Origin of the sequence: Roseovarius sp. D22-M7 (assembly GCF_037083785.1) — a bacterium.
Taxonomy (GTDB): domain Bacteria; phylum Pseudomonadota; class Alphaproteobacteria; order Rhodobacterales; family Rhodobacteraceae; genus Roseovarius.
This window is the reverse complement of the sequence record NZ_JBAPKY010000011.1, coordinates 45,463-59,340: the sequence shown is the minus strand read 5'-3', so window position 1 is coordinate 59,340 and position 13,878 is coordinate 45,463. Positions and strand designations below refer to the sequence as shown.

15 protein-coding genes are annotated in these 13,878 nt (G+C 66.0%); 12 read left to right on the top strand and 3 right to left on the bottom strand.

The window, feature by feature from the left end:
• Positions 1–23 precede the first annotated feature (23 nt).
• A complete protein-coding gene (locus V8324_RS07245; protein ID WP_336419258.1) occupies positions 24–734 on the top strand; it encodes a cupin domain-containing protein in 711 nt (236 codons plus the stop codon).
• A gap of 8 nt (positions 735–742) precedes the next feature.
• Here the strand turns inward: V8324_RS07245 and V8324_RS07240 are convergent, their stop codons facing one another.
• Complete coding sequence (locus V8324_RS07240) at positions 743–2,176, bottom strand: amidase (protein WP_336419257.1); 1,434 nt, start codon at positions 2,174–2,176, stop codon at positions 743–745.
• Positions 2,177–2,242: 66 nt separating this feature from the next.
• On the bottom strand, positions 2,243–3,499 hold the full coding sequence (locus V8324_RS07235; RefSeq protein ID WP_336419256.1) for a Zn-dependent hydrolase: 1,257 nt from the start codon (positions 3,497–3,499) through the stop codon (positions 2,243–2,245).
• A 336-nt stretch (positions 3,500–3,835) separates the two neighbouring features.
• Here V8324_RS07235 and phnC point away from each other — a divergent pair, with 336 nt between their 5' ends.
• From phnC to V8324_RS07210, 5 genes are all read left to right on the top strand, one after another.
• On the top strand, positions 3,836–4,660 hold the full coding sequence (gene phnC / locus V8324_RS07230) for a phosphonate ABC transporter ATP-binding protein (RefSeq protein ID WP_336419255.1): 825 nt from the start codon (positions 3,836–3,838) through the stop codon (positions 4,658–4,660).
• A 56-nt stretch (positions 4,661–4,716) separates the two neighbouring features.
• The gene (gene phnD, locus V8324_RS07225) at positions 4,717–5,619 is read left to right on the top strand and encodes a phosphonate ABC transporter substrate-binding protein (RefSeq protein ID WP_336419254.1); all 903 of its coding nucleotides are present in this window, start codon (positions 4,717–4,719) and stop codon (positions 5,617–5,619) included.
• Between the two features lie 69 nt (positions 5,620–5,688).
• Complete coding sequence (gene phnE, locus V8324_RS07220) at positions 5,689–6,561, top strand: phosphonate ABC transporter, permease protein PhnE (protein ID WP_336419253.1); 873 nt, start codon at positions 5,689–5,691, stop codon at positions 6,559–6,561.
• 10 nt (positions 6,562–6,571) lie between these two features.
• Positions 6,572–7,906 (top strand): phosphonate ABC transporter, permease protein PhnE, encoded by a 1,335-nt coding sequence (phnE, locus tag V8324_RS07215; protein ID WP_336419252.1) that lies wholly within the window; start codon positions 6,572–6,574, stop codon positions 7,904–7,906.
• A gap of 102 nt (positions 7,907–8,008) precedes the next feature.
• On the top strand, positions 8,009–8,626 hold the full coding sequence (locus tag V8324_RS07210; RefSeq protein ID WP_336419251.1) for a chloramphenicol acetyltransferase: 618 nt from the start codon (positions 8,009–8,011) through the stop codon (positions 8,624–8,626).
• A gap of 56 nt (positions 8,627–8,682) precedes the next feature.
• On the opposite strand, the gene phnF is transcribed toward V8324_RS07210, so the two are convergent.
• Entirely contained in the window at positions 8,683–9,396 is a 714-nt protein-coding gene (gene phnF / locus V8324_RS07205) for a phosphonate metabolism transcriptional regulator PhnF (protein WP_336419250.1), read from the bottom strand.
• A gap of 83 nt (positions 9,397–9,479) precedes the next feature.
• Between phnF and phnG the strand changes: the two genes are divergently transcribed.
• Genes phnG through phnK form a run of 6 tightly spaced genes read left to right on the top strand, consistent with a single transcriptional unit; the run spans position 9,480 to position 13,844 of the window.
• Positions 9,480–9,935, top strand: a complete 456-nt coding sequence (phnG, locus tag V8324_RS07200; RefSeq protein WP_336419249.1) for a phosphonate C-P lyase system protein PhnG — start codon at positions 9,480–9,482, stop codon at positions 9,933–9,935.
• Entirely contained in the window at positions 9,932–10,504 is a 573-nt protein-coding gene (gene phnH / locus V8324_RS07195; RefSeq protein ID WP_336419248.1) for a phosphonate C-P lyase system protein PhnH, read from the top strand. Before phnG ends, phnH begins: the two co-directional genes overlap by 4 nt.
• Entirely contained in the window at positions 10,504–11,598 is a 1,095-nt protein-coding gene (locus V8324_RS07190; protein ID WP_336419247.1) for a carbon-phosphorus lyase complex subunit PhnI, read from the top strand. Before phnH ends, V8324_RS07190 begins: the two co-directional genes overlap by 1 nt.
• 34 nt (positions 11,599–11,632) lie before the next feature.
• Positions 11,633–12,229 (top strand): HAD-IA family hydrolase, encoded by a 597-nt coding sequence (locus tag V8324_RS07185; RefSeq protein ID WP_336419246.1) that lies wholly within the window; start codon positions 11,633–11,635, stop codon positions 12,227–12,229.
• Positions 12,226–13,077, top strand: coding sequence for an alpha-D-ribose 1-methylphosphonate 5-phosphate C-P-lyase PhnJ (locus V8324_RS07180; RefSeq protein WP_336419245.1), 852 nt, complete (start codon positions 12,226–12,228; stop codon positions 13,075–13,077). Before V8324_RS07185 ends, V8324_RS07180 begins: the two co-directional genes overlap by 4 nt.
• Positions 13,074–13,844: a phosphonate C-P lyase system protein PhnK gene (phnK, locus tag V8324_RS07175; protein ID WP_336419244.1), complete on the top strand. Its 771-nt coding sequence runs from the start codon at positions 13,074–13,076 to the stop codon at positions 13,842–13,844. Before V8324_RS07180 ends, phnK begins: the two co-directional genes overlap by 4 nt.
• Positions 13,845–13,878 lie beyond the last annotated feature (34 nt).

Sequence of the window (13,878 nt, the reverse complement as noted above, 5' to 3'; positions counted from 1 at the left end):
GGTCCGGCCTTCTGCGAGCCGACATGCCCAAGCGTAAGCGCAAGTTCAGCGTCAATGCAAGTATCTTGCATATCGATACTTCGCATGGCGCCGAAATCGGGTATGTTTTCTTAAGCATTGATGGCTTTACTGGCGGCCCGGGATCTGGCCGACCCGAAAAGACCGATAGGAGACCGCGCGGCATGATAGGTGACAGGATCAAATCCCTGCGCAGGGTGCGCAAGATGACCCTCCGGCAGCTGGCGGATCAGGCCGGGGTTTCCGAGGGGCACATGTCCAAGATCGAGAACGACAAGTCCCAGCCCTCGGTGGCGGTCCTGCACCGGATCACCCAATCGCTCGACGTCACGATCGGTCTGTTGTTCAACGAAACCGACGACTGCGAGCAACCCGTCTCGCGCGCCGGGGAACGGCCGGTGATCGACCTCGATCCGGTGCGCCGCGGCACCGGCATCTGCCTCGAACGGATCATTCCCCATTCCAAAGACCATATCCTGCAATGCAACATCCACATCATCGAGCCGGGGGGGTCGAGCGAGGATCACATCCAGCATGTCGGTGAGGAGATGGGCTACGTGCTCAACGGCGAGCTTGACCTGTTTCTCGACGGGTCCGTCTATCACCTGAATGAAAACGACTCGTTCCATTTCAATTCCAGCCGCAAGCACGCCTATCGCAACCCCGGCAAGACACAGACGCGCATTCTTTGGGCAAACACCCCCCCGACCTTCTGAAGGCGGGCTCAAGCCGGCGGCAGGTGCGGCGGCCGTTCCTGCGGCCAGCGGGTGTGCCTGTGATAAAGCGCGGCAATCTCCAGCAGCCGCTGATCGCTGCCCTTTCGGCCGATCAGCTGGATCCCCATCGGCAGGCCGTTCGCCCCGAAGCCGGCGGGCATGGCGACCGCGGGCAGGCCCGCAAGGCTTGCCGGGATCGTGACCTCCATCCAGCGGTGATAGGTGTCCATCTCGACGCCCGCGACCGACCGGGGCCAGTTCCAGTCCATCGGGAAGGGCCAGACCTGCGCGGTCGGCAGCACAAGTGCATCGTACCGGTCGAAAAGATCCGCGGCCGTCCGGAACCAGTCGGACCGGATCACGCTGGCGGCGTGAACGTCGCCGGCCCCCAAGGCGCGGCCGCGCTCGATCTCCCACACGACCTCGGGCTTGAGCTGATCGCGGGTGGCGGGATCCTCGCGCAGGGCCGACAGCGTCGACGCCATCTTCCAGCTGCGCAGCGTGGTCCAGCTGTCCCACAGCGCGTCGCGGCTGAACGGTGCCGCGACGTCCTCCACCCGCGCTCCGATCTCGGCCAGACGGCGGCAGGCGGTCTCGCAAATCTGAAGGATGCCATCCTCCATCGGAAAGGCGCCACCCCAATCGCCCATCCAGCCGATCCGGATGTCATCGGGCGAAGGGCAGGTCAGATCGGCGTCGACGCCGCCAAGCCCGAAGGGTTGCCGCGGATCGGGGCCCGCCATCACCGAAAGCAGCAGCGCAAGGTCGGCGGGGCTGCGCGCCATCGGGCCTTCGGTCGAAAGGCTATGCAGGAAGGTGTCGCCCGCCGGCTCTGCCGGAACGCGGCCCCAGCTTGGACGCATGCCGTAGACGTTGTTCCAGCCCGCGGGATTGCGCAGACTGCCCATCATGTCCGACCCGTCGGCGATCGGCACCATCCGCGTCGCGAGCGCCACCGCCGCCCCGCCCGACGACCCGCCGCAGGAGACCCGCGGATCATAGGGGTTTCGCGTCGCGCCGAAGACCGGGTTGAAAGTATGACTGCCAAGCGCGAATTCCGGCACGTTGGACTTGCCGATCACGATAACCCCCGCCGCGCGCATCCGCGCCACGATCAGGTCGTCCGCCTGCGCGATGGTGCCCGCAAGCGCGGGCGACCCCTTGGTGGTCGGAAAGCCCTTGGCGTTGACCATGTCCTTGATGCAGATCGGCAGACCGGCAAGCGCACCGTCATGCGGCGTGTTGTCGAACGCCCGCGCCTCGGCCAGCAGCGCATCGCCGTCCTTCAGCGAGACGAGCGCGTTGAGCGTGCCATTCAACGCCGCTATCCGGCCGAGCGTGAGCCGCATCAGTTCTTCCGAACTCAGCGTCCGCGCCTTCAGCAGCGCGCGCAGCTCCGTCGCGTCGAGATCGAGAATGTCCGCGTCCCCGTGTTGTGCCATGATCGGTCCCCGCTGCTTTTCCCACTGATGACCGGACAACGCCATCCGGGGTTCTGTCTTTTCGCTTCAGCGGTTGGTGATCTCCGCGGTCTCGACGACGCCGTGCATCACGACCTCGGTCGCCGCTTTCGCCCAGTCCGGGGTGATCTCTTCGGCCTCGTTATGCGACAGCCCGTCCTTGCACGGGCACATCACCATCGCGGTCGGGTAGATGCTGTTGATTCGGCACGCGTCGTGACCTGCACCCGAGATCACGTCCATGTGCCCGTGCCCCAGCCGATCCGCCGCGTCGCGCAGGCGTTGCACCAGCGTCTCGTCGAAGGCGGGCGGATCGAAGGACCCGACGACCTCGGACTTGAACCTGACGCCGATATCGGCACACAGCCCCGGCGCTGTCTCGCTCAGCTCTGTCACCATCGCCTCCAGCGTCCCGAGGACATGGCTGCGGAAATCCACGGTGAACACCACCTTCTCGGGAATTATGTTGCGGCTGTTGGGATGGACGTCGACATGGCCGATCGCGCCGACCGCGTTCGGCTGGTACTGCATCGCGATCTCGTGCACCAGTTCGGTGACCCGCGCCAGCGCCCGCCCGGCATTGCGGCGCATGTACATCGGGGTCGAGCCGGTGTGCTGGCCCTTGCCGGTCACCGTGCACTCGATCCAGCGCAGGCCTTGCCCGTGCGTGACCACGCCGACCGGCTTGCCCTCTTGCTCTAGGATCGGACCCTGCTCGATATGCAGCTCGAAGAACGCGTGCATCTTTCTTTGGCCGACGGGTTCGGTGCCCTTCCAGCCGATCCGCTGCAATTCGTCGCCGAAGCGCTTGCCGTCGGCGTCGACGCGATCGAGGACCCAGTCCCGGTCGAGCGCGCCCGCGAAAACACCCGAGGCCATCATCGCCGGCGCGAAGCGCGAGCCTTCCTCGTTGGTCCAGTTGGTCACCACGATCGGACGCCGCGTCGTGATGTCGAGATCATTGAGCGTGCGCACGATCTCGAGCCCGGCAAGCACGCCGAGAACCCCGTCATACTTGCCGCCCGTGGGCTGAGTGTCCAGATGAGAGCCGACGAAGACGGGCAGCGCGTCGGGGTCGCTGCCAGCGCGCTTTGCGAACATGGTACCCATCTCGTCGACGCCGACGGTGCAGCCGGCCGCCTCGCACCAGTCCTGAAACAGCGCGCGGGCCTCGCCATCCGCATCCGTGAGGGCCTGACGATTGTTGCCGCCGGCGACGCCCGGCCCGATCCGGGCGATGTCCATGATCGCCTGCCAAAGCCGCGCGCCGTCGATCGTGAGGTTCTCGCCATGCGTCATCGCCATACCACCAATTCCGAAATTCCTGACCGTGCAGGGCAGCATGCGGAAAATGACCCCGAGGACAATCCCAAAACGACCGGCGCGCGGGCGGCCACGTGCTTGCTGTGTCACCGGGCACATGGTCTCGGCCCGCAGGTGCCACGGAGGCGCCGTCATGGCTTGCGTACAAAAAGCGCAGCGTATTTTGCAGAACCTCGACGGTGAAGGCGTATCCCGCCTGCGGCGCGCCCTGCCCGGATTTTCCCGAAGCACAGGTGCCATGTCACGGAACGGAAACAGCTGCGTCACAAAACTGACGTGCCGGATTGGTACAAATCTCGTCAACCGCGGGAGTTTCCAATGCTTGCAATCGAGAACCTGGTCAAGCGGTTCGGCGCCAATACGGCCGTCGACAATGTGACGATGACCGTGCCGAAGCCCGGCTTCGTCGGCATCATCGGGCGATCCGGGGCCGGCAAATCGACCTTCCTGCGCATGATCAACCGGCTGACCGATGCCTCGTCGGGGCGGATCGTCGTCGACGGGCGCGAGGTCACGGCCCTCAGGGGGCGCGCCAAGCGGGCCTGGCAGTCGGAATGCGCGATGATCTTCCAGCAATTCAACCTCGTGCCGCGCATGGACGTTGTCTCGAACGTGCTGCACGGCACGCTCAACCGCCGCTCGACGCTGGCCACGATGTTCAACCTCTACCCCGAAGGCGACATCCACCGCGCCATCGAGATTCTCGACCGGCTGGGCATCGCCGAGCATGCCCCGAAGCGCGCCGAGGCACTGTCGGGCGGTCAGCAGCAACGCGTGGCGATCGCTCGCGCGCTGATGCAGGACCCACGGATCATCCTCGCCGACGAGCCGATCGCCAGCCTCGACCCGATGAACGCGCAGATCGTCATGGACGCGCTGCGGCGCATCCATGAGGAGGACGGCCGCATGGTGATCGCCAACCTGCACACGCTGGATACCGCGCGACGCTACTGTGACCGGGTGATCGGGATGCGCGAGGGCCGCGTGGTGTTCGACGGTACGCCCGCGCAACTGACCACCGGCGTGGCGCGCGACATCTACGGCGCCGATGCCAGCTTTACCGAAGACAGCACTTCGACCGCCATCGAAACGCTGGATCGCGGGACGGCGCGCGCGCTGCGCGAGGCCGAGGCCGCAATCTGAACACCCCCTGGCCCGCCGGGGGATGGTGGGCCGTCAACCAAACCGGAGAGAGAGACATGACAAGACTGCTTGCGGCCATCGTGGCCACCACCGCCCTCGTCAGCCCCGTGCTGGCGCAGGATCAGATCGAGGAATTCCGCATCGGTATCCTGGGCGGAGAGAACGCGCAGGACCGGATGGCCTCGAACGAGTGCTACCGCGCCAAGGCCGAGGACCTGCTGGGCGTACCGGTCAAGCTGTTCACGCCAGCCGATTACGACGGCGTGATCCAAGGTTTGCTGGGCGGCAGCATCGACATGGCGTGGCTTGGGGCCTCGGCTTATGCCAAGACATGGCTGAACAACCCTGACGCGGTCGAGCCGATCATGGTCAAGACCAACGTGGACAAGTCCTATGGCTATTACTCGATAGGCTTCGCCCGCAAGGACAGCGGCATAACCTCGCTGGATGACATGCAGGGCAAGGTGTTCGCGTTCGGCGACCCCAACTCGACCAGCGGGTACCTGATCCCGTCGATCGAGATCCCCGCGGAACTCGGTGCAAGCATGGAATCGGGTGACTATTTCGGCGAGGTCAAGTTCGTGGGCGGCCACGAGCAGACCATCGTCGCGGTCGCCAATGGCGATGTCGATGCCGGCGTGACATGGGCCGACGGCATGGGTGCATGGGAAGACGGATACAATTCGGGCGCCCTGCGCAAGGCCGCCGATGCGGGCCTCGTGGACATGAACCAGATGGTCGAGATCTGGAAGTCGAAGCCCATCCCCGAAGGTCCGATCGTGCTGCGCACCGCCCTGCCAGAGCGTGTCAAGGTCGATATCGCCACGCTGACCGCATCGCTGCCCTACATGGACGCGGATTGTGCCTACAACTTCATGGCCGGCGAGGCGCTCGGTTTTCAGCCGATCGACCATGATGCCTACCTCTCGATCATCGAGGCGCGCAAATCCAAGATGTGAGCCCCAAGGGCTGACACCGACCGGGCCCGCCATCCGCGCGGGCCCGGTGGCATTTGACCGGAGACTGGCATGAGCGATCTCACCGCGGGACAAACAGGCGCGGCACGGGTGAACGACGTGCAATCCGCCTACATGGCGATGACCCGGCGCAAGCGGCTTTACGGGTCGGTGATGCTGATCGTGTTCATCGCGCTGATGGTCTCGGGCTTTCGGGTGGCCGACGCGCGCAACGCGGGCGGGTTCTGGGACGGGATCGGCAATATATTTCAGTTTCCGGGCGAGGTGCTGGCCGAGGCGGGGCAGAAGATCGCCAACCTGCCCGGGCTGATGTGGACATTCCTGCCGTCGCTGATCGAGACGATCAATATCGCGGCAGCGGCCACGCTTCTGGGGGCAATGCTCGCGGTTCTGATCTCGCTCCTGTCCACGCGGGGCCTTGCGAAATGGCCGCGGCTGATCGGGCTCTTTCGCCGGGTGATGGACATCCTGCGCGCGGTGCCCGAGATCGTGATCGCGCTGGTTCTGATCTTCATTCTCGGCGGCGGGCCGGTGCCCGCGATGATCGCCATCGCACTGCATACCGTGGGGGCATTGGGCAAGCTGTTCTCGGAGGTGAACGAGAACGCCTCGTTGAAACCGGTGGAGGGGCTGCATTCGGTCGGTGCGAGCTGGGGGCAGCGCATGTGGCTGGGGGTGATCCCGCAAGTGGCGCCGAATTACCTCAGCTACGCGCTGTTGAGGTTCGAAATCAACATCCGCGCCTCGGCGATCCTCGGCTTCGTCGGGTCCGGCGGGATCGGCTATGACCTCAAGAACGCGTTCAGTTGGGGGCAGGGCCGCTACGACGAGGTCGCGGCGATCTTCCTGCTGCTCTTCGGCACCATCGTGTTTTTCGACCAGCTCTCGGGCCGCTATCGCAACAAGCTGATCGGGGGCGCGTAAGACGATGACAATGACACGCAGCGACGCGGGCTTCGACGTCTCGGACTATTTCCGGCGCAAGCGGTGGATGGCGTTCGCGGTGCCAGCGGTGATCGGCGCCTATTTCATCTACATATTCTTCGCCTTCGACATTCCCGGACTGGCCGAGCGTGCGCGGCTCGACAATGCGCGCATCCTCGTCGCCGACAGCTACAGCTACAAGACGCACGTGACCCGCGACAACCGCACCGGCGGAGTGACGGTCGCGGTCGAAGGCGAGAGAAAGGGCACCTGGCCCGACGGCCGCAGCCCCGACTGGGTGACGATCGACGGCCCCGAACGCGCGGTGGTGACGCTGACGGATGGCCATGAGGTGGTGATCGACGGCAACGCGATGCGCTACGAGGTGCCGGGCTACGGCCTCATCGCGGCAGAGGTGTCGCGGCGCGAAGGCGTGCAGCTAGATCTGCCGACCGCGGACGTGCCCGATTGGATCAGCGCAAGTTCCTCTCGCGTCGACATCACCACAGGGGGGGGTCGGGTGACGCTGACCAGGGCGCGCACCGAGGTCATGCGCTATCACTTCGGCTGGGAGCTGTTCTGGTTCACGCTCGACAGCCCGTTCCACGGCAAGAGCTTTTTCGAGCTCGCCGGGCTTGCAGTGTCGGGCGATCGGGTGGTCGCGAGCAAGAGTAACCTGGCCGCCATCACGCGTGACATCTGGAACAACAAGATGTGGCAGCACAAGGATGTCATGTGGGCGATCTTCGAGACCATCCTGATGGCCTTTCTGGGCACCATGGGCGCGGGGATCGTTGCGCTGCCGCTGGCCTTCGCGGCGGCGCGCAACTTCTCGCCCCTGATGGCGGTGCGCGCGAGCGTGCGGCGGGTATTCGATTTCGTCCGCGGCGTCGATGCGCTGATCTGGACGATCGTGCTGTCGCGCGCCTTCGGGCCGGGGCCACTGACAGGAACGCTGGCGATCCTGCTGACCGATTCCGGGACCTTCGGCAAGCTGTTCTCGGAAGCGCTGGAGAATGTCGACAACCGCGAAATGGAAGGCGTGCAATCCACCGGGGCCAAGCCGCTGCAGCGCTACCGCTTCGGCGTCATCCCGCAGATCACGCCGATCCTGCTCAGCCAGCTTCTCTACTACCTCGAATCCAACACCCGCAGCGCCACCATCATCGGCGCGATCACTGGCGGCGGCATCGGGCTGCTGCTCACCCAGGCGATCATCACGCAGAAGGACTGGGAAGAGGTCAGCTATTACATCGTGCTGATCCTCATCATGGTGATGGTTATGGACACCGTCTCGGGCTGGTTGCGGCGGCGGCTCATCGCGTCGGATGACAGCGGGCATTGAGAGGACGGAACCGAGAGTTTGGATGAGGCAGAATGCGGGCCTTCGTTTCTTCCGGCGCCAGATATCCCTGCCGGAGCCATTCATCAGCTTCAGGAGCGCGACATGACGCGATTGCAGGCCGACGGTGCCATGATCCATTCCGAATGCGAGATCACCGATTGCATCTTCGGGGGATTCACCGAGGTGGGGCGCGGCAGCCGGCTGACGCATGTGACGATGGGGGATTATTCCTATTGCGACCGGTTCTGCGATCTTGCGAATGCCGAGATCGGCAAGTTCGCCAACATCGCGAGCGTCGTGCGGGTGGGCGCGACGGATCATCCTCTGGACCGCGCCAGCCTGCATCACTTTCTCTACCGATCGGCCAGCTACTGGGAGGATGCGGCGGATGACGACGCCTGGTTCGCATGTCGGCGCGCGCGGGTGACACGGATCGGGCATGACACCTGGATCGGGCACAACGCGCAGGTGAAGCCGGAGATCACCGTGGGTCACGGCGCGGTGATCGCGGCGGGGGCGGTGGTGACGCGGGACGTGGCGCCTTACACGATCGTGGCGGGGATGCCCGCGCGGCCGCTGCGCGCGCGGCTCGCACCGGACCTGGCGGAGCGGATGATCGCGCTTGGCTGGTGGGACTGGGATCACACCCGGCTGCGCGCCGCGCTGAACGATTTTCGCGCGCTTTCGCCATCTGCCTTCCTTGAAAAACACGGCGGGTGAGCAAGTCCATCTGCGCCGGCGTGTCGAGCCGCCGCGCCCGCCATCAGGGCGGGGATTCAGTCATCCGTCAGCGTAAGGGTGACACGGTCGCCGGCGAACCAGGTATGTCCGTATTCGACCGGTACCCCGTCCGGCCCGACATTCAGGCTGGTGCTACGCAGCAAGGGCGCGCCTTCGAGGATCTGCAGGTGCAGCGCCTGCGTGGCACTTGCCACCTCGGCCGTCAGGCGTGTGGCGGCCCGGGTGTAATCTGCAACCCCGCTTTGCCGCAGCGCCGCCGTCACGGTCGGCGTGTCATGCAATGCGTGCGCGATCCCCGGCAGGCGGGTGATCGGGAAGAGGCTTTCACTGATGGCAATCGGCAGCCCGTCGGCCAGCGACAGCCCGTGACAGGCAAGTACCTGCGCGCCGGCAGCGAGGTCGAGCATCTGCGCCTCGGTGTCGCCGGCGATCCGGGGTTCCAACGTCAGGATCTTCCGCCCGGGGCTGCGCCCGGCCCGCAACAGGTTCTCGTGGAACCGCACCCGTTTGCCGAGCGGATAGTCCGTCGGACGTGCTGCAACGAACGCCCCCGCACCGCGCCGCGTGCGCACGAGCCCATCATCGACCAAGGTCAAGAGCGCGTGCCGCACCGTGTGCCGGTTGACGCCGAAGCGTGTGGCGAGCCGCGCCTCGGTCGGCAGCTTGTCGCCGGGTACATAGCGGCCTTCGGCGATATCTTCGCGCAGGGTGCGGGCGATCGCCGCCCAGAGGGGCGTCTTTTTACCCAAGTTTCACAAATCCTGTCTCGCGTCTTCGGGTCATGTCTGGCATGATTAGTGTAGTTGTATAGTAAAAATGGAAATGTGTCGACATGAAAGACACCCCGGACTTCGATGCGGATCGCCGCGCCTGGATGGGCCTGATCGCCTGCGCACCGGCCGGCCGGGTCGCCGCATTGCTGGACGGTGCCACCGCACGGCCGGCGTTCGTGTGGCTGCGCGCCCCGGAATTCGGCAGCGCCATGGTACAGGGCCGGACCGGGGCCAGCGGCGCACCGTTCAATCTGGGCGAGATGACAGTGACCCGCTGCGCGCTGAGGCTGACAGGCGGCGAGGTGGGTCACGCCTACCTGCAGGGCCGCCGACGGGCGGATGCCGAGGCCGCAGCACTGGTGGACGCCTTGATGCAGACCGGGGCCGCCGGGGACTTGCGCGCGCATATCCTCGACAGTCTTGCGGCCGAGGCCGAAGCCCGCCGCGAGACCCGCGCCGGCAAGGCTGCGGCGACCAAGGTGGATTTCTTCACGATGATGCGAGGCGAGGCATGACGCGTCACGACGGTTTGCAGCCCGGCTTTTCCGACCCCGCCGTCGACGCGGCGCAGGCATTTCGGGCGATCATGCGGGCGATGGCGCGGCCGGGCACGATCGAGACTGTATCCCACATGGCGCCCCCCGCGCCGCTTTCCGCGGCGGCGGGCGCGGTGCTGCTGACCCTCTGCGATGCCGAGACGCCGCTTTGCCTTGCCGGTGCGGCCGATTGCGAGGCGGTCCGCACCTGGATCACCTTTCACACCGGTGCGCCGTTTCGCGAGGCCGCGCAGTGCAGCTTTGCCCTCGGCCCGTGGGCGGCGTTGACACCGCTTTCGGCCTATCCTGTCGGGACATCGGACTATCCCGACCGGTCGGCGACGCTGATCGTCGAGACGCCGGACCTCGCCCCCCACGGGGCCGTGCTGCGCGGTCCCGGTATCGAAGAAGAGGCGCATCTGTCACTGCCCGAGACCGCGGCGTTCCGGCACAACGCGGCGCAGTTTCCCCGCGGGCTCGACTGCATCTTCACATGCGGGGATCGCGTCGCGGCCTTGCCCCGCACGACCCGCGTGGAGGGCGCCTGATGTACGTTGCGGTCAAGGGCGGCGTGCGCGCCATCGAGAACGCCCATGCCTGGCTGGCCGAGGAGCGGCGCGGCGACACATCGGTCGCCGAACTGTCGCTGGCGCAGATCCGCGAGCAACTGTCGCTGGCCGTCAACCGGGTGATGACCGAAGGTTCACTTTACGATCCGGATCTCGCGGCACTGGCGATCAAGCAGGCGCGCGGCGACCTGATCGAGGCGATCTTCCTCATTCGCGCCTATCGCACCACCCTGCCCCGGTTCGGTACCTGCGAGCCGATAGAGACGTCTCGGATGGCCTGCGACCGGCGCATCTCTGCCACCTTCAAGGATCTGCCGGGCGGGCAGCTTCTGGGGCCGACGTTCGACTACACGCACCGCCTGCTGGATTTCAAGCTGGCCGCCGAGGGCGATCCCGATCCGGCCCCGGAAATGGCCGCAGAGGCCGACGGCGCGCCGGTCCCGCATGTCACGGACTATCTCGACGGGGAAGGCCTGATCGAACGCAACGCACCGGCCGGCGAGCCCCCCCGCGACATGACCCGCGAGCCGATGGCGCTGCCCGCCGACCGGGCGCTTCGCCTGCAGGCCCTCGCGCGCGGCGACGAGGGATTCCTGCTGTCGCTGGCCTATTCCACGCAACGCGGCTACGCGCGCAATCATGCTTTCGTGGGCGAGTTGCGGATCGGAGTGGTGCCGGTCGAGATGGAGATCCCCGAGCTTGGCTTCGCCGTCGAGATCGGCGAGATCACCGTGACCGAATGCGAAACCGTCAACCAGTTCGGCGGCTCGAAGACCGAACCGCCGCAATTCACCCGCGGTTACGGCCTGGTCTTCGGGCAGACAGAGCGCAAGGCGATCGCCATGGCGCTTGTCGACCGCGCGCTGCGCTGGAAGGAGCTGGGAGAGGAGAACCAGGGCGCGCCCGCGCAGGACGAGGAATTCGTGCTGATGCATGCCGACAGCATCCAGGCCACGGGATTTCTCGAGCATATCAAGCTGCCGCATCACGTCGATTTCCAGAGCGAACTGGAGCTTGTACGCAAGCTGCGCCGCGAGGCCAGCGACCGCGCTCCGGAGGCCGGGACAGAATGAGTATTTTTGGCAACATAACGCGGGAGAGCCGGCGATGATCGTGTTCGATCTCGGCAACGTGCTGATCCGCTGGGATCCGCGGGCGGCGTTCCGGCATGCCTTCGACGATGACGCGGCGATCGATGCGCTGTTCGACGAGGTCGGGTTTCACGACTGGCATCATCGGCAGGATTGCGGCCGGTCGCGGGCCGACGCGGTGGCAGCGATCGCCGCGCACTGGCCGCAGCATGCCGGGCTTATGGACGGGTTCTTCGACCGGTTCGGGCTGACCATCAGCGACAAGATGCCCGGCAGCTGGGAGATCCTCGCGGAGTTGCGAGGACGCGGGCACACGGTCTGGGCGCTGACCAATTGGGGTCCCGACACATGGGGCGCGGCGCAGCCGCTGCATCCGGAGCTGGGCACGATGTTCGACGGTATCGTCGTGTCGGGACACGAGGGCCTTGCCAAGCCCGACCGCCGGATCTTCGATCTTTTTTGCAGCCGGGCCGGGGTCGAGCCCGCGGAGTGCTTTTTCACCGATGACAGTGCCGCAAACGTCGCCGCGGCCAGGAAAGCCGGCTGGCAGGCGCATCGCTTCGAGGGTGCCGAAGGCCTGCGCGGCGCGCTGTGCGAAAGGGGGCTTTTGTGAGCGTCTACAGCTTTGCCTATCTCGACGAGCAGACCAAACGGATGATCCGCCGCGCCATCCTCAAGGGGCTGGCGATCCCCGGCTACCAGGTACCGTTTGCCAGCCGCGAGATGCCCATGCCCTACGGCTGGGGCACCGGCGGCGTGCAGGTCACCGCCGCCGTCCTGACCCCCGGCGACTGTCTGAAGGTGATCGACCAGGGGGCCGACGACACCACGAACGCGGTCTCGATCCGCGGGTTCTTCGCCAAGACGGCCGGCGTTGCGACAACCACCCGCACTAAAGAGGCGACGGTGATCCAGACCCGGCACCGCATCCCCGAGACGGCGCTGAGCGAGGATCAGATCCTTGTCTACCAGGTGCCGATCCCCGAGCCCCTGCGCTTTCTGGAGCCGCGCGAGATCGAGACGCGCCGGATGCACAGTCTGGAGGATTACGGGCTGATGCATGTCAAGCTGTACGAGGACATCGCCCGGCACGGCCATATCGCCACCGCCTACGCCTATCCGGTGCTGGTCGAGGGGCGCTACGTGATGGACCCCTCGCCGATCCCGAAATTCGACAATCCGAAGCTGTCGGGAAATCCCGCGATCCAGCTTTTCGGGGCCGGGCGCGAGCAGCGTATCTATGCCCTGCCGCCCTGGTGCGAGGTGGCAAGTCTCGATTTCGAGGATCACCCGTTCGATCCCTCGAAGGCCGACGCTGCGTGCGGGCTATGCGCGGCCGAGGACAGCTATCTCGACGAGGTGATCGTCGATGATGCGGGCGGGCGCATCTTCGTCTGTTCGGACACCGATTATTGCGAGGACCGCCAGGCGCGGGGCCATCGCGGCAAGGACGCGGCATGACCCCTTTGCTGTCTGTCGAGGGTCTGAGCAAGACCTATGGCGCGCATCTGGGGTGCCGGGATGTGAGCCTCGACCTGTTCCCGGGCGAGGTTCTGGGCATCGTCGGCGAAAGCGGGTCGGGCAAGACGACGGTGCTGAACTGCATGGCGGGGCATCTGGAGCCGGACACGGGTCGCGTGGTCTTCGACACCCGCGCCGAGGGACCGCGCGATGTGCTGCGCATGTCCGAGCCCGAGCGGCGGATGCTGGGGCGCACCGACTGGGCCTTCGTGCAGCAGAACGCGCGAGACGGGTTGCGGATGGGGGTCAGTGCCGGCGGCAACGTGGGCGAGCGCCTGATGGCCGTGGGCGCGCGCAACTATGGCCGGATCCGCGGGGATGCCGCGGACTGGCTGACCCGGGTCGAGATCGACGCGGCGCGCATCGACGACCGCCCCACGACGTTTTCGGGGGGCATGCAGCAACGCCTGCAGATCGCGCGCAACCTGGTCACCGGGCCGCGGCTGGTCTTCATGGACGAGCCGACAGGAGGTCTCGATGTCAGCGTGCAGGCACGGCTGCTGGACCTGCTGCGCGGGCTGGTGCGGGACATGAAGCTGTCGGCGATCATCGTGACGCATGACCTGGCGGTCGTGCGCCTTCTGGCCGATCGCCTGCTGGTGATGAAATCGGGCCGGGTGGTTGAGCATGGCCTGACCGATCAGGTGCTGGACGATCCTCAACACGGCTACACGCAGCTTCTGGTGTCCAGCGTGTTGCAGGTGTGACCGCGGGCGCCGGGGAATGATGGAAAAATGACGC